Raw genomic sequence first — 24,359 nt, 5'->3', positions numbered from 1 at the left:
TACCGATGCCAACAACATCAGCGGCGAAGCGATGAACTGAAAAAAGAAAATGACGGTTTTCGAACATTTCAGACCGGCAGCAAATCCGCCATTCCATGCTGACCTTTTTGCAAAGCCTGGTCGCGGGCGGTATTGCCCTGGTCGTCGGTGATCGCGGGGTCGGCGTCGTGCTCGAGCAACAGCTTGAGTATTTCGATCAAGCCATTTGCCGCAGCGGCCATCAAGGCGGTATAGCCACCCTGCTGTTGGGCATCGATGTTGGCGCCAGCGGCCAGCAGATGCCTGGCGCTGGCTGCGCATTTGCCGGCCACGGCACCATGCAGTGCGGCAAGCCGGTTACCCGGCGCCTGGTAATTGACATCGGCGCCCGCCGCAATCAGTACTGCGACGACTGCCGGTTGAGCAAAAAAGGAGGCCAGCCCCAGAGCCTGAAACCCATCCGGCGCAACCGTGTTTACCGGGTCGGGTTGCTCGTCGAGCAGGTTTTTTATCCGTACCACATCGCCGATGGCTGCCGCTTCGAAAAAATCGAGTTCCCCGAGCAGCGGTCTGATCTCGTCCAGCCAGTTGGCCCTTTGCTGATAAAGCATCCACATCAGCAAGGACAAGCCCTGTTCGTTCCTGACCTGGACAAGGGATGGGTCTTTAGCTATCAGCGCCTGAAATCCGCCCCGATTGTCTGCCGTAACCGCGGCGAAGATTTTTTCACTTGCTGACATTTATCTCCCCCTCAAAACAGGATGCCCGAGCATTTAATTGCAGTTTTCTTTTTTCGGCTTATTTGTTCAATATAGCAGACGGCGTGGACTTTGCCTGTTGGCGGGCTGGCGTCAGACCTGTTACCAACCGATGTCGACACTCGGTTTCACACGACCGGGTGGTCGTACTGCAGTAATATCGGACCTGACCGAAAAGGAGCTCTCGCATTACCATGAAGTTACCCGCTTTCTACATTCTGCAGCACCTTCGCGCCTGCGTGGCGAGCTTCTCGTTGCTGTTGCTTTTCCCGGTAAATGTTTCAAGTCAGCCGTTAAGGGACTGGGTCGATGTCAACTGCGAAGCATGCACCGAGCTGATGAGGGAAAAGACGGGTATTTATATACTCGAAAAGGGCGAGGAAGCATTAATGGGCCGTGCGTGGCTGGCGCAGCATGCCGAAAAAACGATCGACATTCAGTACTTCATATGGAGCACTGACAATATCGGGACACTTGCGGCTGAAATGCTGTTGCGAGCGGCTGAACGCGGAGTAACGGTACGGGTCCTGGTCGACGATTTTCTGATTGATGCTGAAGACAAAACACTGCTGCTGCTTGCTGCTCACCCGCAGGTCCACATTCGAATTTACAACCCGAAGTACACGGTCGGGATCTCCTTTTTCCGCCGCATCGCAAATTTAGTCGTTGATTTCCGTGAAACCAACCAACGCATGCATGACAAGACTGCGATATTTGACGGCCTGGCTGGCATTACCGGCGGCCGCAACATGGCTGACGAATATTTTGATTTCGATCAGGAGTACAACTTTCGTGATCGGGATATCTTGCTCCTGGGACCCGCTGTTCAGGATATGAGCGCCAACTTCAATGAATTCTGGGAAAGTTCCCTGGCGGTGCCGGTTGCACAGCTACTGGGAGACCGGGACGCCCTGCCATCTGCAGAGGAAGCGCATCTCTGGTACGAGGAACTTCATGCATATGCCAGCGATCCGCGGAATTTTGAACCTGCGATACGAACCGCGATTGAAGAGATGCCAAGATATTTCCCCAAAATGTTGCAGGCGATGGTTTGGGAAGAGGCCAGATTCATCAGCGACAAACCGGGAAAAAATACCGGAGAATCCGGCTTGGCGGGTGGCGGTACGTCAACGCAGGCGCTGATTGCCGCGATAAAAGACGCAAGACATTCAATACTGATTCAATCCCCGTACCTGATCCTGCCTAAAGATGGCATCGAGTTATTTGCTGACCTGCATGAGCGCGGCGTAAGAATTCGTATTTCTACGAACTCGCTGGCGTCTACCGACAACCTGGAAGCCTTCAGCGGCTACCATAAGCAAAGAAACAAATTGCTCGATGCAGGAATCGAGTTATACGAGTACAAACCCCACCCGCAAATCCAGGTTGAATTGATCGAGCGCTATCCGCAACTGGCGCACAAGAACCCCATTTTCGCGCTGCATGCCAAGAGTATGGTGATCGACGATAGCAAGGTGTTTATCGGTACTTTCAATCTCGATCCGCGTTCCGCAAATTTGAACACCGAAGTTGGCGTGCTGGTCGACAATCTACAATTAGGTGAGCAGCTGACGAAAAGTATCGAAAGAGACATCAGGCCGGAGAACAGCTGGAGAACGACGGCCAGTTTTAATCCGGACAAAGAAGTTAGTCGCGGCACGCGATTCAAGCTGAGACTTTTGAAGCTGCTCCCGATAGACCCGATCTTGTAGCCGGTTTACGAAGATGCCCAAGACGTCCCGATCATTTTGATTTCACTTGAACCCCGGCAACAAACCACTGATCGAAGCACCCGCAACAACCATTAGGAACGCAGCGATATCAAGCCCCGGCAACGGAGCATTGCCGAACCCGAAAAGAGCAAGCAGCGCGACGCCCAGGCATATAAGTACCGCACCACCGACCTGCCTCGCCGCAGCCGGGACAGCAGCATCGGGCGGGCGCGCACGCCTCTCCAATGGCGCCATCAGCAAGGCCACCGGCAATAACACCGCATAAAGAACGGCTACCCAGAGCGGACGGGTAAGCCACCACTCGGAACTCCCGGGTTCGAATCCCAATCCCAGGCCTCCGGCCAGGTAGGCCAGCGAAACAATGATCACCATAACCGTCAGATGCCAGAGATAGATCGTCATGATCATGCTGTTGATCAAAACCGTCGCTGCCCAGACACGCAGACCGGATAACATGCGCCGCATCGGTTTTTCGACAGCCAACAGCAAACCAAACTGAAAAACAGCCAGCGCCAGCAAAGTAATTTTCGGCGGGGCCGTGTTGCTCAGCCCTTCATCCGGCGATCCCACCATGGCGAGAGGATATGGCCCCGCAAAAACCAGCAACACGAGCGCCAGCAAGCCCAGCGCCGAGTAAGACATGAGCCGCGCCGGACTTCCCATACGGCCGTCCCGCCATGCGTAGCCCAGATGGTGCACAGAGAGCCAGATCCAGAAATAGTTACTCCAGCCCGCCCAACGAAGGTCCGCCGCAAAAAAAGCGATATCGACCAGCGCCCCGCCAGCCGCGAAAACCCAGAACGACGCGAAACCCCACCGCCGCCACGCTTTGTATGTTGCCGGAGCGAGCACGACAACCATGATGTAGATGGCCAGAAACCAAATCGGTATCAGCGCGGCTCGCGACGCCAGGGCAATGACACCACCACTGACGTCCCAGAAATACAAGAGTACGGCGAATATTGCCCAGCCCAGCAACAAGGCAAGCAGCGGGGTAACCAGTCGATTCAGACGCGCAGCCAGCCAGCCTGCATAACCGACCCCACGCCGGCGCGCACTTTCCAGCGAGACGGCATTGGCGTAACCACCGACGATGAAAAATATCGGCATTACCTGGAACAACCAGGTCAGCCACTGCGTTTCCGGTTGAATCGTCAGGAGAGTACCCGGGGTCAGCGTACCGTCCTGGTAATACAGAGCAACGATCAACCAATGGCCAGTGATGACCGCCAGGATCGACACGGCGCGAAGAAAATCGACATAACGATTTCGCTCGTCAGGCGTTTGCGCGGCCATGTCTTGGGCCTGTGACCAGATGCTCAATTCAGGTTTTCCTCAACCGGCTTGCCGTCCTGTTTGTAAACCACCCCGCCCTTCATCACGAATTCCACATGCTGGAGCAGATTGATATATTCCAACACGTCTCCACGCACAGCAATGATGTCAGCTTTCTTGCCCGCAGATACGGTACCCAGTTCATCTTCAACGCCCATCATAACGGCAGGCCAGTAAACCGCCGCGCGGATCACATCCATGACCGGCATGCCCATGACGCGGACCAGAACATCCATCTCATTCCACGTAGACTGACAGTGAAATTTCATTGGGATACCGCTGTCGGTACCCACCAGGAACACCACCCCTGCTTCGCGTAGCTGGGCAATTTTTCTTTTCAGTGTTGGTTTGCGCAACGGCGTCAGGCGTGTATAGCCGAGCTGTCCCGGATTGGCGATGGATGCGCGAATATCGGCGATCGTATCTTCCTTGAGGCCGCGCTCCCAACAATCATCATCAAGTTTTTCCGGGTTCGCGACCGTGCGGTCGAAATTCCACAGGCCTTCGACCGTCGGCGTCCAGTAGAGAGGTCCCCCGGCGATACGGCCCGTGGCTGTACGCTCTTTCAGGGCCGCCATGATATCAGGCGGATATTCAGGCGCTGTAGTCAACCCCGTGTGTTCGAAATTATCGATGCCGATCTCCAAGCCGACACGGATTTCATTCGGGCGGTGAGCATGCCCGACAACCTTCATTCCGCGAGCATGGGCTTCATCGACAATTGCCTTGGCGACCTTTCGCGGGAGTTTGTCCTGATCGATCAACTTCACGATGACCATGCCGGCATCATCCAGCTTCGCAACTTTTGCCCGCGCATCCGCCACGGAGCGCACCGACCAGCGATACGCGTCTTGCCAGTCCTCAACTTCTGCCTGCAGGAACGGTCCAGACATAAAAAGGCGCGGCCCCGGTATTTCACCGCGATCGATCCGCTCCTTGACTGATTTTGACGGCTCGAGTGGCGCCCCCAGGTCACGGGCCGATGTCACGCCGGCCAATAAAAGATGGCTTGCCGTAGCGGGCATGATTTCATCTGCCAACCGATCAAGATAAGTTGCCTGCCAGTGAGGATAGTCGGCATGGCCGCTAAGCATGAGATGCGCGTGGCTTTCCCACAAGCCCGGCAAAACATCCATGCCGTCTGTCGAGATGATTTTATAGCCATCAGGCACTGGCAGCGTGTCTACCGTCCCAACCTTTACGATCGTATCATCTTCAATCAGGATAACGCTGTTCTGGATCGGCGCATGACCATAGCCATCGATCAGGCGACCCCCTACCAGAGCCGTCCTGTCCTGCGCATTGGCACCAGATATGGTGGCAGATAAGATGATGAGTGTTGCGAAAAGAGTCTTGACCACGGGTCCCATTCTAGCGTCCTCCTGGCATGATTTCGAAACAGCTTATGCGCAACAGATGCCTGGAGCAAAAAGCGCTGCGTCGATGGATGGCGACCGCTGTTCGGCGCGGTTCTATTCCAAATCGATTACTATTTTTCCTCGAGCGTGTCCTTCTTCCGAATACCGGATCGCCGCCGGAACCTCACTCAATCGGTAACGTCGGTCGATGACTGGCGTCACTTTGCCGGCCTGCATGAGGTCAGCCAGGATGGCTAGGTCATCCTGGCGAAGTTGCGCCAGAATCATGACGAATTCCTGGCCCACGAACGGTGACACCATAAGCGCCTTGATCGGACTCAAAAAAGGCGTTAGCCAATTACCTTTTGGTCCTCCGACGATGACGAAAATGCCGTCGGGATCAAGAACCCGCCTGTTCGCTAACAGCGAGTGATTGCCAACATTATCGATGATCAGGTCGTAACGTTGCCCACTTTTGGTGTAGTCCTCCCGGGTGTAATCGATGACATGATCGGCGCCGATCGAGCGAACCATTTCCACATTCCGTGTGCTGCATACGCCGGTCACCTCGGCACCGAATGACTTGGCGATCTGCACCGCGAACGTCCCCACGCCGCCCGACGCGCCGTTAATCAAGACTCTCTGACCCGGCTTTATTCTTCCCTTGTCACGAAGAGCCTGAAGTGCGGTAATCCCCGCTATAGCTACTGTAGCCGACTGCGCAAATGTCATGTTGGCCGGTTTCAGAACCAGTGCCCGGTCCTCACGAACAATTACATACTCGGCGAAAGCTCCGCTACTGCCGCCAAATACCTCATCTCCCGGCTTAAACCGCTTGACGTTTCTGCCGACTGCCTCGACCGTCCCCGCAAAGTCGACTCCCATGCTCGTGTTATTTGGTGCGCCCAGACCGGACATTAGCCGCATGATGTATGGGGAGCCTCTCATGAAGTGCCAGTCAAGTGGATTGACGGCAGCTGCGTGGATCTTTACCAGAACCTCATCGTCCGCAGGCGTCGGTTTTTGGACGTCTTCAAACTCGAGCACATCGGGTGAACCATAGCAACGATAGACAATGGCTTTCATCAGCTCCGTGTCATCGGAGACCGCCGGCGCCGGTCCGCAGGCGGAGTTGTGGCTCAGAACAAGGGCCAGTGACGATATCGCGACCGCCAGGACAATCAGGATACCTCCCGCGACTTTGTAACGTAGCTTCATTGATCCGTCTCCCGCAAACAGGGGGTGGCCGGCTTTCAATCCGACCGTACATCTATAGCCTAAATGGCGGCCGTTTGTAACACGAAACGGTCTCACGAATCGGCGCCGGCACCATTATCTTGGCAATTACCTCAGCACTAAAAAGCCAGTAAAAAGCCAGGACATCCACAATCTAGGACAAAAATAACGGTCTTTTTGCATCATCGATGCAGAAAGTCTGTGGATGTCCTTTATTTTCCTTTTGGGTGGATGTCCTTTGTTTTTCCCACTTTGTTTTTCCCACTTTGTTTTTCCCACTTTGTTTTTCCCGCCCAGTGGTGCTGGCCATATCGCACAGGTCAGTTATTTGCTACTTTGGCCCCGTTTGCTAAATTCAGGGGGGCGAGGACCGATGGCCTGGTACAACAGGTTGCACTGGCAAATCATCATCGGCCTGGTGCTGGGGATCATCTATGGAGTGATTGCAGCCGCTAGCGGCTGGGGTTATTTCACGGCTGACTGGATTACCCCGTTCGGCACGATTTTCATAAACGCTCTGAAGCTGATTGGCGTTCCATTGATTCTCGGTTCCCTGGTGACGGGAGTCGCCTCTCTTGGCGACATCGGGAAACTTTCACGGATCGGTGGCAGGACCATTGCGATATATATCGCGACGACAGCCATAGCAGCCATAATCGGCTTGGGTGCAGTGCATTTGATACGGCCCGGTGATCAGGTACCGGAGCAAATGCGACTGGAGCTACAAAAAACCTATTCGGTCGTTATAGAGCACCGCGACGCCTCGGCCATGACCGTGCGCGAGCGCGGACCCCTGGCTATGCTTGCCAACCTCATCCCGGAGAACTTTTTCGCTGCCGCAGCCAATAATCGCAACATGCTGCAGGTCGTCATCATCGCCTTGTTTTTTGGTATTGGTCTGATTCAGTTGCCCCCCGACAAGGCGAAACCGCTGATCGATGTCTTTGACAGTCTGAACCACGTTGTAATTCGGCTGGTAGAACTGATCATGAAGATAGCCCCGCTAGGTGTATTTGCGTTGCTTGCGGGAACCATCACATCTGTTGCGGGTGACGATCCCACGCAAATCACACAACTCCTTGGCGCATTGGGTTTTTATATGATAGCGGTCATCGGTGGCCTGATTTTCCATACCGCTGTCATCTACGGAATTTTGCTGAAAATCTGGACGCCCCTCGGGTTCAAAACGTTTTTACAGGGAATCGCGCCGGCGCAACTGGTCGCGTTCTCGACCAGTTCCAGTGGCGCGACTTTGCCGGTCACGATGAAACGGGTCGAGCAAAAACTTGGCGTATCAGAAGAGGTGTCTGCCTTCGTGCTGCCACTGGGGGCCACCGTCAACATGGATGGAACTGCCCTGTTTCAGGCGGTGGCCACCGTTTTCATCGCCCAAAGCCTGGGAATTGATCTGGGTTTTGGCGCTCAGTTGACTATCGTTCTTACCGCCGTCATGGCGTCGATTGGCACACCGGCGGTTCCTGGCGCCGGCATTATTATGCTGGTTATTATTCTGGAATCGGTCGGCGTACCTAGTGCCGGAATAGCCCTGATCCTGGGCGTGGACCGGGTTCTGGATATGCTACGGACGATCACCAATGTCACCGGCGACGCCACAGTTGCCACCGTGGTGGCGCACGCTGAGGGGCAATTGGGTGAGCCGGATATGAGCGAGGAAACCGATCGCGTCAGGACCCGCGGATAGGCAAGCAATGGCTGCGACGACCATTAAAGATATCCGAGCCAGGCGCATCTTTGACGGCTGTGCACGACCTTCACTTGAAGTCGTCGTTACCACTGAGGCGGCCTGTGTATGCGCGGCACCGTCGTATTCCGATCCAAGGAGTTCGGGAAAATACGAGATTACGCATTTTCCCGAAGGCGGGGTTCAGGGCAGTATCGATCTGATCAATTCGACGATACGGGATCGCCTGATCAGTATGGACGCCGCTGCCCAGCAGGAAATCGATGATCTCTTTCTACAAATTGACGGCGGCGACCGTTTCGACAACATCGGCGGTAATACGGCCGAGGCGACGTCGATGGCGGTGGCCAAGGCCGCTGCTGCAAGCCTTAGAATTCCCTTGTACCGTCATATCCACGGTGATGGGGTCATCGGGGTTCCGCACCAGATGCCCAACATCATCGGCGGCGGAGCGACCATGGGGAACGCGGGTTGGAAAGGGCGTTGCCCCGACATTCAGGACCACGTGATTTTGCCGGTTGGCTGCCAATCGACCTACGAGGAAATGGAACGCGTGTCCGAGGTGTTTCACCGCGTGGGATTGCTGCTGCAGGATGCCGATCCCGCCTATTCGGGCGGTCGCGATGAGGAGTATTGCTGGTTGCCCGGACTCGACGACATCACGTGCCTGGAGGTACTCAAACAGGCCTGCGATGAAGTGGCCGAGTCGCGGGACATTTCGTTTCGCCTTGGCCTGGATGTGGGCGCGGCCGATCTTTGGGACGAGGAAGCTCATGTCTACGTCTACGTGCGGGAAGGCATACAGCGAACCCCAGCCGAGCATGCCCGCCACCTGGCTGATCTGGTGGACCGTTTCAATCTTTTCTACATGGAGGATTCGTTTTTCGAGGATCATGTCGATCTCTACGTGGAGCAGATGCAACAGTACGGAAAGCATGTTCTGGTGGCAGGCGATGATCTGTTGGCCGGTGATCTGCGCCGCCTGGAAGAGATGGCTGAGCGGGGCGCAGTCAACGCAGCCGTGATCAAGCTGAACATGGCGGGTACAGTGACACGCACCGGGCAGTTTGTGGAAACATGCAAGGCCTACGGCTTCGCCACCATCGGATCCTGCCGGACCTACGACAGTCCGGACGACACGCTGGCGGACCTGATTGTCGGCTGGGGCTGCAACGCTTACAAGTGCGGTTCTCCCGCCGGGGGCGAGCACGCGGCGAAGTACAACCGTTACATCAGAATCGACGAGGAGCTGGGGACGACTCCCACCCTGGTAAATTTCCCGGGGGTTCAGCCATGATCGATGGTCCCCAGAGCATGCGCGAGATCATTTATCTGAACCAGTCTCATCTGGATTCACTGGATCTCAATTTGTCCTGCATTGTCGATGTACTCGAGGACGTTTTCCGCCACAAGGCCGCCGGTGACACCGTAATGCCGCCGAAGATCTTCTTCCATTTGCAGGAAGACCGTTTCTACAGCGCCATGGCGAGCTGTTGTCCACCGCTGGGATATGCGGGCAGCAAGTGGCAGAGTGGTGACCCGGCGAATCCGTCACGCGGACTGCCCTACATCCAGGGGTTATTTATCCTCAACGAGAACGAAACCGGCCAGATGGTAGCTATCATCGATGCCAGATGGATCACCGGTAAACGAACCGCAGCGGCCTCCGCACTGGTCGCCCGATATCAGGCTAAGAAGGGTTCGGAGGTATTGGCCCTGCTCGGCTGTGGCGTGCAAGGGCGAACGCATCTGGAGGCATTGGCCGCAGAAGTGCCCAGCCTGAAGCTTTGCCAGGTCTTCGATATTGTCCCGGAGCGTCAGGCAGCCTATATCGAAGAAATGGATGGTCGGTTCCACGGGGTCCAGGTCATTGGAGCTAACGGTGCAAAGTCCACCGTCAAAGGCGCCGATATTGTGATTTCTGGCGGCCCAATCCAAACCGAGCGCAATGCAACCATCGTCTCCGAGTGGATCAAGCCCGGCGCGTTAATCATCACCATCGACTACGACTCCTACGTCACCGACGAGTGTATCGCCGCCATGGACATCGTTCTTACTGACGACTACGAGCAGATTCAGGACGCTCGGGAGAGGGAAGGCAAGTTTCTCGGAGTCACACAGATCGATGCGGACAATGCCGAAATGATCGCGCATGGCAAGGGGCGCAGGCGGAACAACCAGCAGCGGATTCTGGCATTTAATCTGGGAATCGCGCTGGAGGACGTGGCAACCGCGGCGGAAATCCTGCGGCGGGCGAGCGAGAAAGGAATCGGCATCAGGCTCGCTCCCTAGCCCCGCTGCTGAACGAGATTCGCTCAAATCAGCCAAATACCGTTCGATCCTGATTGAGCAATAGCTCTTCCGTACAGGATCGGATAATTTGCACTTACCAGATCGGCCCGAGCGAGCCTGGCCGGGACTGACTCAGACGAAGTCCGGTAGAGGGTCAAATGTAAGAGGCAGGGTAAATTTCCGTTATGGTACTGTTTGATAGTGAATAGGGAATGCCAATGACAACTGGCCGCGACGTGGAAATTGCAGTGATTGGTGCGGGGTTTGCCGGCATTGCTACTGCTTTCTATTTGTGCACTGAATACGAAAAGACATCCGTGCTTCTAATCGACAGCAGGCAACCGATGGGCTTTACCAGCGCACAATCGGGTGACAATTATCGCAATTGGTGGCCGCATCCGATCATGGTCGACTTTATCAACTACAGCACTGATCTAATGGAACGCATTGCACTGGAATCAGCAGATGTCATGCAAATGACGCGGCGTGGGTACGTGCTGACGACGCGGCGAACAGATATCGACGATTTAATAGCCGAATTGCATGTCGGCTACGGAGATGCAGAGTCTGACCTGATTCGCATTCAAAACAGGCCATCATCAAAATCGTACGAGCCGCCTGTTTCCTCAGATTGGACGAATGCGCCCAACGGTGTTGATGTCTTGTCCAATCAGGAGCTGATTCGACGGACGTTTCCTTCTTTCAGCCCTGAAGTAACCAATGTGTTACATATTCGCCGGGCGGGCGACATCGATGGCCAACACATGGGCCAGTATATGTTACAACGCATCAAGCAGTCTGGTGGCAAACGACTGTCCGCTCATTTAAGAAGTATTGAGCAGCGGCAGAGATTTGCGCTTGAAGTCGAAGGACCCGATGGCATCGAACGAATTAAGGCCGATGTGATCGTTAACGCCGCCGGGCCCTTCGCGAAAGAAATCGCAGCAATGATTGGGGTCGATCTGCCGCTCAGGAATGTGTTTCAGCAGAAATTGGCATTTGACGATCAGTACGGCGCAATATCCAGACAGCTACCGTTTTCGCTCGATCTGGACGATCAGGAACTGGACTGGACCGCTGAAGAACGAGACTTGCTTGCCGATGATCCGAACTTCGATTGGGTGACCAAACCGATCCTCGGCGGCGCACACTGCCGGCCTGAAGGCGGTGAAAAGGGAACCTGGGTGAAGCTTGGTTGGGCATTTAATAGAGAATCGAGCGAACCACAGCAGGAATTGGCAGACGATCCGCATTTTAACCCGCAGTTTCCCGAACTGATTCTGCGGGCTACAGCGCGACTCAATCCCTCGCTGAAGCGATATATTGAGTCATTTCCAAGCCGCTGGTCGCATTATGGGGGCTATTACCCGATGACAGATGAAAACTGGCCGCTGGTTGGTCCGCTCGGCGTCGACGGGGCGTTTGTTACCGGTGCTCTATCTGGCTACGGTTGCATGGCGGCCTGTGCCGCCGGCGCAATTTGTGCGGCCTGGATAGCGGATGGCGATTTGCCCGACTACGCGAAACAACTGAGTCTGGCAAGATACGACGACGAGAATCTGATGGCTGAGATTATAAATTCCCCATCCAAAGGAATTCTATAGATAAGACGATCTTTTAGATCAGTTTTTGTTTTGACCAGGGGGCTGAGTTAAGAAAGTCGGCCACAGCGCTTCCTGGGGGGACGAGTTCGTCGCAGGCTTGGCGAATTTCATCGCTCAAACTCATTTCCATTACCGGAAGAAGGTCATTAAGTTGGTCCAGAGTTCTTGGGCCGGCGAGAGGGGCTGTTACATGGGGTTGGTCTTTGACCCACAACAAAGCGAGTTGGGCGGCGGGAATATCAAATTGCTGCGCGAGTTGCGCAAATCGTTTTCCAGCATCTACCGCCTTAGGAGTGATACGTTCAGCGTAGATACCACCACGTTGAAATCGGGCTGTGTTAAAACTTTCGGGGTCGTCATTATTGTAACATCCGGCGAGAATGCCCATGGCCAAAGGCGACCAAACAAGAACGGCCAGTCCGGCCCACTCACAAGCGGGGAGTATTTCATTTTCCACTCTCCTGTCGAGGAGGTTGTAGGGCAGTTGCTCGGAAACCATGAGAGTGAGGTTTTTGAATTCAGCCAGTAACGCCGATTGCACAATCTTCCAGGAGGGGGAAGTAGTCGAGCCGCAGTATCTGATTTTGCCTTGCCGTTGAAGATCAGTGAGTGCGCCCAGAGTTTCTTCTAACTCTGTTTCCATGCAGACACGATGGGTTTGATAAATGTCGATGTAGTCTGTTTGCAGGCGTCGAAGAGAATCTTCGCAAGCTTTGATGATGTGTCTGCGAGAGTTGGCACGGTCGTTGATGCCTTTTTTGCCAACCCGGTAATATACCTTGGTTGCCAAAATAACATCGTCACGTCGCCCATTGGCTTTGAGGGCCCGCCCAATTATTTTTTCGCTCTCGCCGGCAGCGTAACTGTCGGCAGTGTCGATCAGATTGATACCGTTGTCAATGGCACAGTTAATAATGTTGACAGCCTCATCTTCCGAAGTCGGATTAGCGAAGTTGTCTGTGCCCAGGCAGATCGGCGAAACTTTGAGGCCAGTGCGGCCTAAAGGCCGGTAAAACGATTCCTTTAACATGCGGACAGGCTCTATCAACCGTTGTACTGCTACCCTGCAGGCACTTGGCTGATACTGTCAAGTTACGTTCAGTCCAGACACGGCCCGACAGGCCCACGAGCGCTAACGGGTATTCGCCATCGTCTGCACCGACAATCCGTATAATGTCCGCTCCTGACGGCGGTCTCCAGTGATCAATGCAACACTTCATTTTAAACGAAAAAGATGGAGTGTCTGCAGATGAGACAACTATATCGTTGAGGATTCAGTGCGAATCGCGTCTGCACAGCAGCTAGGTTCGGTCCCAACGACATGTATTTGCAAGATCGAAAAATGCCTGCCTAACCAATCGATTAAGAATGCTTTCTGATAGATCGTCTTTCCAATGTTGATAATTTATGACATCGACAAACAACTTGAAGAAGCTGTGCGCGGTGGTTTGTTTCAGTATGCCGCCCTGGTAATCATCCCAGTACATGGCATGCGTGTCCTCAACGACATAAATTCCGCCGGGCCGCAGAATCTGAAAGTAGTTTACAAAGGCCTTGAAAATGTCATCTGACCGGTGCGACCCGTCGTCAATGATGATTTCAAAGGTGCTGCTGCGAGCCCTGATTTCATTGAACGTGCTTTCCGCATTCACATCACCCACAACGACACTTATACGATTGTCGTCATAGACGAGACTCCCGCACCGTGGGTCGATATCGCACCCGACAATTTTTTCCGCATTGGAGAAATACTTTGCCCACACCTCGAGCGAACCACCATTCTGTACGCCTATCTCGAGCAATTTCAGAGAGTCATCCATGTATGGCAAGAATATTCTGTCATAAACCGGGAGATAGGATGCCCACTTGTCGCTTGATTTTCCGGTCTGGTTTCGGTGTAAATCGTTGATGGTTTTCAAGATATACTCCCAGCACCTGCAATCTATTCACATCATCCGGGACGCCAAATTTCCGCTTTGGGTGGCGGTCTCAACCGATCGACGCAATGCTTTATCTTAAACGGAAAAGGTGGAGCGTATGCGGATGAGACAAGGATATCGCCGAAGTTTCAGTGCTGAAGAGAAAACGAAGTCGTGGTATCGGCCTCAACCACATTCACCTGCGAAATCAAAAAAGCCTTCCCAACCAATTGATTAAGAAGGCTTTCTGATAAATGGTGGTGATGGGTGGAATTGAAGGACTGAATCGATAACTCGTAATATCCTCTCTTTGACTAATTCAGCCATAACCATTTGTTTTTCCTCAGATTCTAGTTATCTTCAGGCTATCTACAGTCACTAATGCTGGTGATAAAACACTGAAGAGGACCGACAAATGGGCGCCAAGAGGAAATACATCAAGACCGACCAGGCAAGATCGGAGCCGTTCGAACCGCCAGGTAAACACAGAATATTGCGTGATACTCAACTGCGTGGTTTCTATATGTACATAGGATCGATGTCAGCGACGTATTACTGCAATGCCGATTACAAAGATTCATTGGGCAGGAAGAAGACGAGGCGGAAGAAGATCGGCGACGTGCAGTTGTTCGAGGCGGAAGACGCCCGCAACGAGGCCCGGCTCGAAATCGCTAAGATAAAAAGTGGCCTCACCGCCGTTGTTGACAAGCCGCGCGAGATTACGCTCAGAGACGCATGGGAGTTCTTTCTGAAACGCCGTGGCCCGAACTTGGCGACAGAAACGTTGCGCTCATACCGAAAGGCGATGGAGCTCGTGCTGCCCGATTTGCTCGACGTGTCGCTGAAGAAACTGGCATCGGAAATAGGTCGCTACGAAATGGAAAAGCGGCATATCAAAGAATCCGAAGAACGCGGACCGTTCATGGCGAACAGGGCCATGCAGACTTTGCGAGCTGTTTACCGTCATGCCCGAAAGGGTTTCGATGGACTGCCGGAGACGCCTCCGACGGCGCTGGTCGGCTTTAACAAGGAAGAACGCTACCAGGTTGGCAACGTGTTACCTGAACTCTGGGAAGCTCACGCTGCGATTGCAAACCCGATAACAAAGTCACTGGCAGCCGTTGTGCTGCTGACTGGCGGCCGACCTGGTGAGGTATCGCGTTTGCGATGGGAGAACATCGATTTGGCTCGACAGACTGCCCGCATCGAGCACACTAAGAGCAAGCGACCATTTGAATATATCCTGTCGCAACCGGCTATTCAGTACCTCGAAGAAGCCCGCTATGACGATGAGTGGGTATTCCCCGGCATTAAGCAATCGCGCGATTACCGAGTGCCATCAATGCCTGTGCCAATTGGCAAGTTCCGCAACATCTATCAAGCGGTAGCAAAGAGCATTCATGTTGATGACCTGTTCTTAAAGATGCTGGTAAACCATAGGCTCGCAGACGTCACACACGGTTACGCTGGGCAACGGTCGATTCTCTTGGACACGTTGATTGCTGAGCAGGAGCGGATTAGCGAGGCGCTGACTACATCCGCTCGATAAGGCTCTTGACCCACGACATGCAAAACTCGATTGCCCAGTTGGTTTGCTGGCCGGTCAGCTCTGGCATCTCATCGGACCCAGCTCCGTGCCCGAATGGACGTCGAACATCGGTGAAGAAGTTTTTAAGCGACGTGGCTTCCCACGCATCGATAAATCGACCGTTCTTCTCCTTAGCTAAATTCTCGATGAAGTTGTGAGGCCCGCCCTCCTTTCCGTGCGTCCAGCCTTTTTCCTTCGATATTATCTTGATCGTGCTTTCCAGTGCTTTGGCGGCGTACCACGCCGGATCACGACCGCCTGAGTCTCGCAGATCAAGCGCCTCCTTCATATCCGTGTCAACATTTTGCCACTTCGGATCTGCTACAAGGTTCCAGAATGGTGTTTCGATTTGCTCCTCAACTGCGGCATCAGACGAAATCTGTATAAAGCCATTGTGGTAGTTCAGGCCGTAGCGGGCTTGGCGCAGTCGCTCGTTGAGCTCATTGACCGAACTACGGAATTCGTCGTTAAAAGCTTTGTTGTGGGCCTTCACACCTGCGGCCGGGTCGCCAGGCAGAGTAATCCCACTAGAATTTTGACCAAATTGGCTTTTCGCAACGAGGATCTGACGCGGAAGATTGTTGTTCGCTGCTTGCACATCTTCGCCGCGTTGACGGAATGCGAGTTCGATGAAACTCAATCGCTCCTTGACGAACTCGTCGGGCGACGCGTCAGCGGGGAAGTCAACGCATACAAAGTCTTTGCAAACCGTGTGCCACGACTTTGTGTATGACGTCCATCGCTTTCTACCGGCGAAATCAGCGTAGTACCCGTTGACCCGCTGGGAAAGTTCATGCAGGCCTAGTTCTGTGCCTAGGCGGTCATTTATCAACTTCCACTTGGCTTGAGCCCAATCGTTTGTCTTGCCATCGGTGTACGGCGGATAGAGCTGCTCAGTAATAATGCGATATGCCTGCACGATGAATTTGCGGTCACGTTCTTCGAACGCTTCCCACATGGGAACTTCGGCATAACGGTACGCAAAGATGTCTGTCAGCATGATGCGAGATTATACGGATGAGACCGCCGTGAACCAACCGCGAAAATCCCCCGCCCGTGAAGGCGGGGGCTTTTTCCCTCAAGATCGTCAACATAGGTATACAAATGTCGCGACAAATGTCTTGACAATAGTCGCGACTAGTGTATCCTTCGTCGAACCAATAGATTCAGGAGTTTCGATATGGCAGACGAGGAAGGCTACAAGGTCCAGCTAGAAGGACCGGGTTTAAAGATCGACCGTGAGATATCAAAGGCATTAGCCGATCAGATAGTATTGGTCATGGTGACAGGCCAGGCGCCCGCAGCGGCGCGCGGGACCGCGCAACACCATATTCCCACGCATCATGGCGAGCTTTCGATTCGTGAATTCTTGGACGAATGCGCGGCAGTTCGAGGTCCCGACAAAATCACCGCTATCGGCATATACCTGGCTGACCACGAGTCTAAGGCGGATATTAAGCGTGACGATTTAGTTCGGCAATTCGAGAACGCTTCTGAGCCTGTCCCAAAAAATCTCAGCCGTGATATCAACTGGACCGTCAAGGCTGGTTGGATCGCTCCCAGGAGCGGGGCTAACGACACGTATTACGTTACGAAAACTGGTCGGGATGCGGTTGCGGCGAAATTCTCGAAGGATGTAGTCCAGAAAACAAAGGGCATGACGACGTATGTGCCTAAAAAGAAGAAGGGCTCGGCAGCTAAATAATGATTCAGCTGAGTGAAATGAGCGACGCCTGCGAGCAGACACTTTATGTGCTCGCATTCGAAGATGATCTGACACCTGCGGAGATTTCTCATAGGTTGCACGACATGCACGGCGTCAACACGCACTGGCGCACGATCGAAGCGTCGCTATTGAGGAATAGGGACTTGGTTTCTCGACGCAAGCGCGCGCACAAGTGGAGGTACCACATACTGGAGGCAGGTCGAAAGCGTCTTGATGGGGCCTCTGGTCCCATACTTTTCATTGATCCGAGTAAGTCAATCCAAAATGTAGTTACGTTGCATGAATTATTCGGCGGAATGAACGGGTTGGTTCGTGTCTGTGACCCCTACCTTGATGAGTCGAGCATCGAACATTTGGATTCCCTGACTGGAAACGTAAAATACTTAACGCATAACGTGAAAGACTCGGGACGCCTAAGGCAGACATTGGCGGCGTTTCAGAAGCCGGGGCGGACACTCGAGATCAAGACCACGCAGAAAAATGTGTTGCACGACCGGTACATCATTGACAAGACCTCAATGCTTATCTTGGGGACTAGTTTGAACGGGTTCGGCAAGAAGCAATGCTTTTTGATACGGGCCGGTCAAGACATTCGTGCGACAATGCTGCACGGATTCAACGAGCACTGGGACTCAGCCGACGTCTGGCAATAGTGCCTCGCTAATTCGCTCCTGCTCAGCAATCAACGTGTCCAACAGAATCGACCGCTGCCCGGCGTAGCCATGCGTGACGTCAGTTACCTTGTGGTTGACCAGTAGCTTCAGAAACAGATCATCCACGTGCAGCGACTTCGCTACGGCTTGGTAGATGTTTCTGAGCTTGCCTGCGGGCACCGGCATTGAAGCCTCGCGGTATGAATTCGGGCTTTTCATGCCGAAGAAGACCCATTCGTCATCGAAGCGTACCCGCTCCATGTGTTCGATTATCGAGTCAGAAAGCACTAGCTCAAAACTTCGTCCGCCTTTCGGATTTTCGATCCCGAGCTTGCCCGGCGTTATAACGCGACGGGGCCTCGCTATACGTCCTATCAAACCGCCGCCGAACTCACTGAAGATTTCAACGAGCTGGACTACCGGCGCTTAGTGGCACTCAGTAACGGTAATTCACTTCGTCGTTCGTTATCGGTTTACGTACACATAACCTTCTGCCGATCACTCTGCTACTTCTTCGGTTGCACCAAAAAGATCATCAGTAGCGCAGAAAAAGCAGATGCTTATCTCAAACGACTGCACAAAGAGATTCAGATCGTGGCTAGCCTCTATGATCACGGACGAACCGTGGAGCAAGTTCACTGGGGTGGGGGGGCGACTCCGACTTTCCTGAACCACGTACAGCTCACCGATCTGATGGGCGCACAGCACTTCATAATGTCTGATCGGCCAGCTGAAATCCGGCGATCCAGCCGCACTGTATACAACGGGGCAGCAGCGTGGCGATATCCGGCATGGTTTCCGGATCACTCAGAACGGCAAAGGGGCTTTGACGTTCGATAGCTATTAGGAGCTGCCAGGCCCGTTCGTCGAGTGGATCGATACGCATGTCATAGTCCTGGCGCCAGACCATGAGCCGCGCGCCGCCTTCTGCCAGACTGACCTGTTGCTCACCCTTCCAGTTGTCCTGATTGACCTCCCAGATCCGGTGGATGGGAAAATTGGACGCCAGCAGCGTTGCCGACGCCGGAAGTCGAAACAGGATTCGGCTTCGGTCCGACTTCGCGATTTCGCCTAAGACGGTGACGTCCAGCCCTGGTTCATCCGCTGCGTGAAAGGCCCGGTGCCAGTGCCATTCCAGGCGTGCTACATCGGGGAGATAGGTCAGACCGGCAGCAGGTTCGAACTCGGCCACAAAGTCGGCGAGGGCTTGTCCATAATCGGCGAGGTCGGCAGAGTGCGAAGGCATCTGGTGGATAAAGATCCGCGCCATGGTCTCAAAGAACGCCGGTCCCACCAGACGGCGGCATACGGGGTATATCTCGCTCAGGGCCCGGGTCAGCGTGCCAAAGATACTGCTGCCATAGATACGCAGGAGTTCGGCGGATGACAGACCCTCCTTTGCGTGGATATACTCACTCACACGAGCGAGCGCCGGCCCGTTCGTGTCGCTTTCGAACACGGCCTCCTGGAACAAACCCTGCAGCTCGCGAAGAGACATCATGCCGCCACATCCAACTGTGCCTGTGCCTTCTCCGCCTCTTCCACCAATACGCTAAACGGGGGAATATCCGTATCCCACTCAATGAGGGTGGGCACTGGCCCGAAATACTCTAGGGCGGCCCGGTACAGTTCCCACACCGGTGGGTGGACCCGGCAGCCGTGGGTGTCAAACAGGTAGTCCTCGCGTTCCTCGTACCCGGCCAAATGGATCTCTCTCACGCGCTCCTTCGGAACCGCCTTGATGTAGTCCATGGGATCAAAGCCGTGATTCGTTGCGCTGACGTAGATATTGTTCACGTCAATGAGCAGTTCACAGTCCGTCCGATCGACAAGACCCTGCACGAATTCCCACTCGGTCATCTCCGAGTGGTTGAAGCTCAGGTAGGTGGCGGGGTTCTCGATCAGGAGGCGACGCCCCAGGAAGTCCTCGGCCTGGATGACACGCCTCGCGACATGACTGAGCGCCTCTTCCGTGTACGGCAACGGCAACAGATCGTGCGTATACCGGCGATTGACGGATATCCAGGCAAGATGATCGGAGATCCAGACCGGTTCGAAGCGCTCGGCCAGAGCCTTCAGCTTGGCCAGATAGTTAAAATCAAGAGGGTCCGTCGACCCCAGGGACATGCCCACGCCGTGCATGGTGATGGGGTAGCTTTCACGCACCTGTTCCAGATGATAGAGCGGCAGACCACCAGCACCGAAATAGTTTTCCGATAGCACCTCGAACCATCGCACCGGCGGCCTGTTGACCAAGATTTCCTGATAATGTTGTGTGCGCAGGCCGATCCCGGCGCCGATTACCGGCATGTCACTAAACGGAGGCATAGGACAATCGCCCACGAAGCGGGAAGCTCCTCGGTGGCCGCCCGGAGCACATGTCGGAGGTTATGATTCCTCTTTCTTGGGCGCCGGCGCTTTAAGAGTGGCCTCCACAATCTTGTCACAAGTCCCTTCGGGGACGTAGATCCACTCCTCCTCAGCCCCATCCTCCTTGGCCTTGCCCGAGCAATCATGCGTGGCTGTGCCACAGTCGTTCATACCGGCCTTGACAATACCGGCACACTTCTCGAAACCCGGCTTGGCAGCAGACGCGCTACCAACCACAGCACCCATGCTCAAGGCAACGACACCAGCCAAAGCCGCTTTCATCAGGGTCTTTGTGTCTCTCATAATCCTCTCCTTCCGATCATATTTGGTTGTATTTCACGTGGGCTAGCCCGTATGCCGGGCCAGAAAAACAGATGCTTAGGCGTAGACCGGCAAGTTCAGCAACGAGCCCTTCCGGGGAAGCTTTCGGATGGACCAGCGACGTGTACACGCTAGCCGCTAGGATGGCTATTTGCAAACTCGCTGAAGACGGCATCCAGTCGTTCCCCAAGGGCATCCATCTCAATTCCATAGTGTTCACGATCTGCACGGCGTTCATGTGGGCTGCGGAGGCTTGGCGATCTTAGAATCCTTCGCGGCGCGAAGTCGTCGCAGCCGAAGCCAGGACCCGGAGCTTTGCGTGCCGGCTTCGGTCCGATTTGCCTTACTGCCTGTGACACTCACCACAAAAGTATAGTTCCCGACAATAATTCTACCGCCACTGTGAATCGCGGCCCTAGATATCCGACCGACCGGCATCGGTACGGGGTTTGCCGTTTGGCTTCCCTAACAGACGAGACCACTAGACTTCCAGTGAGAAAAATGCTTCGACCCAGCTTCCTTATTGGCGATCGCGTTTCGTCTGCTTGGGCAGGCTGTCTTTTTGATCAATGTCTTCGATAATCGGGCAGCCGCCCTCGGTGTTGTCGCAAAGATGTAAGAAGCAGTTGTAATTCGTTGCGCAATTGCAAGTCGTCGAAATGTTCCTCTACTTCACTCAACTGACGCTGCATGAGCATGGGTACATCCTCGCGGCCAGGTTAGTGATCCCCCACGCATCTTGAGAGCGGCTTGGCGAAAATACGTCGGTTCCAAAGCCGGGTTCCGTCGCACAGTTACGAGACGCCTAAGGGTCGTCCAAGTAGTTCACGTACACTTCACAGTAACCCGCGGCCCAATGGGCCGCACGATGGGCATTCTCTTCCGGTCTGGGACAAGAACCGGGAGCATTTTACCAAGTCAAGAGCGCGCTCGCGTTGCTGCGTTCATTTGGAAACTTCGGTCCCTGTGGATGGCGGGCGGGTCGCTGGCACCTGTAGGACCCGCCGTTCCGGCGGCAAACACACGCTGTCATCGCAGGCTTGCAGGCGCAGCGCAACCGGGATCAAGGATCCGGCAACGGCCGGATCGGTTTGCTGCAAATTCATCGTGATGCGCACTTGCCCTTCGTACAAAGCCAGCTCCTCACGTAGGAAGCCGAGGGTCTTGAGGACGGGTGTCGGGTAGGACACCGCACCAGAATGCCACCCCGGAACAGGTTTTTCGAGACCAACTACCGTTGGTATCAATTTTTCTTGCAGGGTCTTGTGCGCATTGATGTGCCAACCCGGGCGGATCGCGATGTCCACCACCAGCGTGTTTGCCTGCATCTGGGCGTTCACCTTGATCGCCCCCCGTGCCGCATATTGTTGTGGACCGGCCGCGCCGTTGGCGAGTTGTTGCGCTCCGCGCAGCAGATAGCTGTAGACGGTCGGGCTTTGGTTGATGGAGTTTGCGAAGGCGGCGAGCAAGGTATTTGCGGTCCTGCGGTAGGCTTCCTCACCCGTGCGTTGCGCCAGTTTCGCCAGGACATGCAACGCCACCGCGTTACCGGAGGGCACGGCACCGTCGGTGCTGTCCTTGGGTCGCGCCATGGTGGCGACGCCCACGGCGTCGGTATTCATAAAATAGCCACCCGCTTTTCCATCCCAGAACAACCGGTTCATGGTTGCGACCAGCACCTCCGCCCGCTCCAGCCAGTGCGGATCTCGAGTCAAGTCATAGAGATGAATAAACCCATCGGCGAGCCAGGCATAATCTTCCTGAACCGCGGGTACCGAGGAGCGCCCGTCAAAGCGCGAGCGCCACAGCTCGCCGTTGTTCTGGCGGCTGGTCCGCCACAGGAACTCGGCAGCGCGTAGTGCCGCCGTGCGGTAACGCGGTTCGTCCAGAATCTGGGCGACCTCGGCCAGCGCCACAATCATCATGCCGTTCCAGGCGGTAATGATCTTCTCATCCCGGCCAGGGTGCTCGCGCTGCTCGCGCTTCACATAAAGTGCCGCACGAATATCATCTACGCGAGCAAGCAGGTCCGACAGGGACATGTCTCGCTGCGTTGCGAATTCGGCCAAGGGCACTGGCATGTGTAGGATATTCGCGCCCTCGAAGTTGCCACGCCTGGTCAAGCCGTATAAATCGACAGCCAAATCAGCGTCTGCCGGGGCCAGCGCTGCACGAATCTGTTCTGGAGTCCAGAGAAAGAACCGCCCTTCACCATCGGAACTGTCGGCGTCGGTGGCCGAATAGAAACCACCCTCCGGCGCGGTCATATCCCGCAGCACGTAGTCCGCTGTCTGACGGGCAATGCGTGCGAACGCGGAATCGCCTGTGAGACGCCAGGCCTCGGCATAGATGCGGGCCAGCTGCGCCTGGTTATAGAGCATCTTCTCGAAGTGCGGGACCAGCCAGGCATTATCGGTGGAATAGCGGTGAAAGCCACCACCCACTTGGTCGTAGATACCGCCGCGGGCCATTGCTTGGAGGTCGAAACTTATGATGTCGCGGCTCCGGTCGTCACCCGTGCGCAGGGCCTCGTCGAGCAGTAACAGATACCGCGGTTCATTGGGAAACTTTGGAGCGGGACCAAATCCGCCTCGCAGCTCGTCATGGGCCTGTTGTAGGTTGGTTATCGCGCGTTGCACCGTGTCAACGGCCACTTTGCCGGCGGCGCCGGCGCTGCGGGTGGCGGCACGCACCGCGCCGGCCACCCGGCTAGCCTGTTGCTCAAGGCCCGGGCGGTTCCGGCGCCACGCCGTGGTGACCTGACGCAGCAGATTCATGAAGGTGTCTCTGGGATAATAGGTGCCGCCGAAGAAGGTCTGGCCCGCCGGAGTAAGAAAGCTGGACATGGGCCAGCCCCCTCTCCCAGCTATCAATTGCACCGCGGTCATGTAGATGGTGTCGATGTCAGGGCGGCGTTCGCGATCTATCTTGATGGCAACGAAGTGCGTGTTCAGAACTAACGCGACTGCCATGTCCTCAAAACTCTCTCGCTCCATGACGTGGCACCAGTGACACGTGGAGTAGCCGATCGAGAGAAAAATAGGTTTATTCTCGCGGCTCGCCTTGGCGAAGGCCGCCGGTCCCCAAGCGTACCAGTCCACCGGGTTGTGGGCATGCTGCAACAGGTACGGAGAGTCCTCCAGAATCAGACGGTTCGTGTAAAGCGGCGACCCGTCAAGATGGAGATGTTTGGTGCGCGGCGGGTAGTCCGGGCCTTTTGCCGCCAGTGCCGTCTGCAGGCGTTGTTTCAGCGAGGTGGAATGAACCACGCCGGGCGGGTCATCAGCGTACGCTGCTGTGGCCAGAGCCAGCAGCAACACCACCACGATGACGTGTATGTATACCAATGGTCTGAGCATGTTATGTGCCGGTGTACCGGCGAAATCCGGCCCACCGCTGGGCGTTCGTCAATTCATTGTCGGCGGCTGTCATATGCTGACCTTGCTTCGCGTTTCGGCTTATGTCCCGCTCCGGTACTGTCAAGTTAACACACAGGCGTGGGCCAGCGGCAGCGTGTTCCACCTGCATTTCCATGAGCATCGGGATTTCCCGCCGGCAGGGTGCGCACCAGGTTGCCCAGAAATTGACGACCAGGGGTTTTCCCTCCCATTGCCGCGATGACACCGGCACGCCCTCGAGTGATATCAGTTCGAATGTTGGACGCAGACCCGGGCCGGCGGTCGTGGATCGCGTGACTGGCGCCGTACCCGCGGGATGCAGCTGGCCGCCTCCCTGGTACTCATTCCAGACCTGGAACGCGATAAAGCCGACGATCGCCGCCGCAC

General features: G+C 55.1%; 21 protein-coding genes. 8 read left to right on the top strand and 13 right to left on the bottom strand.

Features of this window, described 5'->3' with window-relative positions; translation table 11 throughout:
* Nucleotides 1–68: 68 nt before the first annotated feature.
* The gene (locus IIA05_08380) at nt 69–719 is read right to left on the bottom strand and encodes an ankyrin repeat domain-containing protein (protein ID MCH9027114.1); all 651 of its coding nucleotides are present in this window, start codon (nt 717–719) and stop codon (nt 69–71) included.
* Nucleotides 720–931: 212 nt separating this feature from the next.
* Between IIA05_08380 and IIA05_08375 the strand changes: the two genes are divergently transcribed.
* A complete protein-coding gene (locus IIA05_08375; GenBank protein MCH9027113.1) occupies nt 932–2,449 on the top strand; it encodes a phospholipase D family protein in 1,518 nt (505 codons plus the stop codon).
* Nucleotides 2,450–2,491: 42 nt separating this feature from the next.
* Here the strand turns inward: IIA05_08375 and IIA05_08370 are convergent, their stop codons facing one another.
* From IIA05_08370 to IIA05_08360, 3 genes are all read right to left on the bottom strand, one after another.
* Complete coding sequence (locus tag IIA05_08370) at nt 2,492–3,793, bottom strand: acyltransferase (protein ID MCH9027112.1); 1,302 nt, start codon at nt 3,791–3,793, stop codon at nt 2,492–2,494.
* Nucleotides 3,790–5,175 carry an amidohydrolase family protein gene (locus tag IIA05_08365; protein MCH9027111.1) on the bottom strand — a complete coding sequence of 462 codons (1,386 nt, stop codon included), beginning with the start codon at nt 5,173–5,175 and terminating at the stop codon, nt 3,790–3,792. The genes IIA05_08370 and IIA05_08365 overlap by 4 nt, the downstream gene beginning before the upstream one ends.
* A 102-nt stretch (nt 5,176–5,277) precedes the next feature.
* Complete coding sequence (locus tag IIA05_08360) at nt 5,278–6,249, bottom strand: NAD(P)-dependent alcohol dehydrogenase (protein MCH9027110.1); 972 nt, start codon at nt 6,247–6,249, stop codon at nt 5,278–5,280.
* Between the two features lie 523 nt (nt 6,250–6,772).
* On the opposite strand from IIA05_08360, the gene IIA05_08355 reads away from it, so the two are divergent.
* From IIA05_08355 to IIA05_08340, 4 genes are all read left to right on the top strand, one after another.
* On the top strand, nt 6,773–8,101 hold the full coding sequence (locus IIA05_08355) for a dicarboxylate/amino acid:cation symporter (GenBank protein ID MCH9027109.1): 1,329 nt from the start codon (nt 6,773–6,775) through the stop codon (nt 8,099–8,101).
* A gap of 7 nt (nt 8,102–8,108) precedes the next feature.
* Entirely contained in the window at nt 8,109–9,398 is a 1,290-nt protein-coding gene (locus tag IIA05_08350; protein ID MCH9027108.1) for a hypothetical protein, read from the top strand.
* The gene (locus tag IIA05_08345; GenBank protein ID MCH9027107.1) at nt 9,395–10,393 is read left to right on the top strand and encodes an ornithine cyclodeaminase family protein; all 999 of its coding nucleotides are present in this window, start codon (nt 9,395–9,397) and stop codon (nt 10,391–10,393) included. Before IIA05_08350 ends, IIA05_08345 begins: the two co-directional genes overlap by 4 nt.
* Before the next feature lie 212 nt (nt 10,394–10,605).
* The gene (locus tag IIA05_08340; protein MCH9027106.1) at nt 10,606–11,997 is read left to right on the top strand and encodes an FAD-binding oxidoreductase; all 1,392 of its coding nucleotides are present in this window, start codon (nt 10,606–10,608) and stop codon (nt 11,995–11,997) included.
* Nucleotides 11,998–12,010: 13 nt separating this feature from the next.
* Here IIA05_08340 and IIA05_08335 read toward each other — a convergent pair whose 3' ends face one another.
* Nucleotides 12,011–13,027 carry an aldo/keto reductase gene (locus tag IIA05_08335; GenBank protein ID MCH9027105.1) on the bottom strand — a complete coding sequence of 339 codons (1,017 nt, stop codon included), beginning with the start codon at nt 13,025–13,027 and terminating at the stop codon, nt 12,011–12,013.
* Between the two features lie 271 nt (nt 13,028–13,298).
* A complete protein-coding gene (locus IIA05_08330) occupies nt 13,299–13,916 on the bottom strand; it encodes a class I SAM-dependent methyltransferase (GenBank protein ID MCH9027104.1) in 618 nt (205 codons plus the stop codon).
* Between the two features lie 415 nt (nt 13,917–14,331).
* On the opposite strand from IIA05_08330, the gene IIA05_08325 reads away from it, so the two are divergent.
* A complete protein-coding gene (locus IIA05_08325) occupies nt 14,332–15,465 on the top strand; it encodes a tyrosine-type recombinase/integrase (protein MCH9027103.1) in 1,134 nt (377 codons plus the stop codon).
* Here the strand turns inward: IIA05_08325 and IIA05_08320 are convergent.
* Nucleotides 15,449–16,504 carry a hypothetical protein gene (locus IIA05_08320; protein MCH9027102.1) on the bottom strand — a complete coding sequence of 352 codons (1,056 nt, stop codon included), beginning with the start codon at nt 16,502–16,504 and terminating at the stop codon, nt 15,449–15,451. The genes IIA05_08325 and IIA05_08320 overlap by 17 nt on opposite strands.
* A 180-nt stretch (nt 16,505–16,684) precedes the next feature.
* Here IIA05_08320 and IIA05_08315 point away from each other — a divergent pair, with 180 nt between their 5' ends.
* Both IIA05_08315 and IIA05_08310 read left to right on the top strand, forming a co-directional pair.
* Nucleotides 16,685–17,209, top strand: a complete 525-nt coding sequence (locus IIA05_08315; GenBank protein MCH9027101.1) for a hypothetical protein — start codon at nt 16,685–16,687, stop codon at nt 17,207–17,209.
* Nucleotides 17,209–17,883, top strand: a complete 675-nt coding sequence (locus tag IIA05_08310) for a hypothetical protein (GenBank protein ID MCH9027100.1) — start codon at nt 17,209–17,211, stop codon at nt 17,881–17,883. The genes IIA05_08315 and IIA05_08310 overlap by 1 nt, the downstream gene beginning before the upstream one ends.
* Here the strand turns inward: IIA05_08310 and IIA05_08305 are convergent.
* The 6 genes from IIA05_08305 to IIA05_08280 form a co-directional block, all read right to left on the bottom strand.
* Complete coding sequence (locus IIA05_08305) at nt 17,863–18,144, bottom strand: hypothetical protein (GenBank protein MCH9027099.1); 282 nt, start codon at nt 18,142–18,144, stop codon at nt 17,863–17,865. The genes IIA05_08310 and IIA05_08305 overlap by 21 nt on opposite strands.
* A gap of 448 nt (nt 18,145–18,592) precedes the next feature.
* Nucleotides 18,593–19,381 (bottom strand): putative DNA-binding domain-containing protein, encoded by a 789-nt coding sequence (locus IIA05_08300; GenBank protein MCH9027098.1) that lies wholly within the window; start codon nt 19,379–19,381, stop codon nt 18,593–18,595.
* Entirely contained in the window at nt 19,381–20,211 is an 831-nt protein-coding gene (locus IIA05_08295; GenBank protein ID MCH9027097.1) for a DUF692 domain-containing protein, read from the bottom strand. Before IIA05_08295 ends, IIA05_08300 begins: the two co-directional genes overlap by 1 nt.
* A gap of 60 nt (nt 20,212–20,271) precedes the next feature.
* Nucleotides 20,272–20,556: a DUF2282 domain-containing protein gene (locus IIA05_08290; GenBank protein MCH9027096.1), complete on the bottom strand. Its 285-nt coding sequence runs from the start codon at nt 20,554–20,556 to the stop codon at nt 20,272–20,274.
* A gap of 962 nt (nt 20,557–21,518) precedes the next feature.
* Nucleotides 21,519–23,912, bottom strand: coding sequence for a DUF255 domain-containing protein (locus IIA05_08285; GenBank protein MCH9027095.1), 2,394 nt, complete (start codon nt 23,910–23,912; stop codon nt 21,519–21,521).
* Between the two features lie 22 nt (nt 23,913–23,934).
* On the bottom strand, nt 23,935–24,359 hold a 425-nt coding region (locus tag IIA05_08280), incomplete at its 5' end, for a TlpA family protein disulfide reductase (GenBank protein ID MCH9027094.1).

The organism is Pseudomonadota bacterium (assembly GCA_022572885.1).
In the GTDB taxonomy this organism is placed as follows: Bacteria; Pseudomonadota; Gammaproteobacteria; order Steroidobacterales; family MnTg04; genus MnTg04.
The sequence above is the reverse complement of the archived record's forward strand: the minus strand, read 5'-3'. Positions and strand labels throughout refer to the sequence as shown.

Excerpts from the sequence above, each read along its gene's own strand:
- IIA05_08335 (MCH9027105.1), bottom strand. The coding sequence starts at position 13,027 with ATGTTAAAGGAATCGTTTTACCGGCCTTTAGGCCGCACTGGCCTCAAA.
- IIA05_08340 (MCH9027106.1), top strand. The coding sequence starts at position 10,606 with ATGCCAATGACAACTGGCCGCGACGTGGAAATTGCAGTGATTGGTGCG.
- IIA05_08305 (MCH9027099.1), bottom strand. The coding sequence starts at position 18,144 with ATGGAGCGGGTACGCTTCGATGACGAATGGGTCTTCTTCGGCATGAAA.
- IIA05_08290 (MCH9027096.1), bottom strand. The coding sequence starts at position 20,556 with ATGAGAGACACAAAGACCCTGATGAAAGCGGCTTTGGCTGGTGTCGTT.
- IIA05_08320 (MCH9027102.1), bottom strand. The coding sequence starts at position 16,504 with ATGCTGACAGACATCTTTGCGTACCGTTATGCCGAAGTTCCCATGTGG.
- IIA05_08380 (MCH9027114.1), bottom strand. The coding sequence starts at position 719 with ATGTCAGCAAGTGAAAAAATCTTCGCCGCGGTTACGGCAGACAATCGG.
- IIA05_08350 (MCH9027108.1), top strand. The coding sequence starts at position 8,109 with ATGGCTGCGACGACCATTAAAGATATCCGAGCCAGGCGCATCTTTGAC.
- IIA05_08315 (MCH9027101.1), top strand. The coding sequence starts at position 16,685 with ATGGCAGACGAGGAAGGCTACAAGGTCCAGCTAGAAGGACCGGGTTTA.
- IIA05_08300 (MCH9027098.1), bottom strand. The coding sequence starts at position 19,381 with ATGTCTCTTCGCGAGCTGCAGGGTTTGTTCCAGGAGGCCGTGTTCGAA.
- IIA05_08375 (MCH9027113.1), top strand. The coding sequence starts at position 932 with ATGAAGTTACCCGCTTTCTACATTCTGCAGCACCTTCGCGCCTGCGTG.
- IIA05_08365 (MCH9027111.1), bottom strand. The coding sequence starts at position 5,175 with ATGGGACCCGTGGTCAAGACTCTTTTCGCAACACTCATCATCTTATCT.
- IIA05_08360 (MCH9027110.1), bottom strand. The coding sequence starts at position 6,249 with ATGAAAGCCATTGTCTATCGTTGCTATGGTTCACCCGATGTGCTCGAG.
- IIA05_08310 (MCH9027100.1), top strand. The coding sequence starts at position 17,209 with ATGATTCAGCTGAGTGAAATGAGCGACGCCTGCGAGCAGACACTTTAT.
- IIA05_08295 (MCH9027097.1), bottom strand. The coding sequence starts at position 20,211 with ATGCCTCCGTTTAGTGACATGCCGGTAATCGGCGCCGGGATCGGCCTG.
- IIA05_08325 (MCH9027103.1), top strand. The coding sequence starts at position 14,332 with ATGGGCGCCAAGAGGAAATACATCAAGACCGACCAGGCAAGATCGGAG.
- IIA05_08345 (MCH9027107.1), top strand. The coding sequence starts at position 9,395 with ATGATCGATGGTCCCCAGAGCATGCGCGAGATCATTTATCTGAACCAG.
- IIA05_08355 (MCH9027109.1), top strand. The coding sequence starts at position 6,773 with ATGGCCTGGTACAACAGGTTGCACTGGCAAATCATCATCGGCCTGGTG.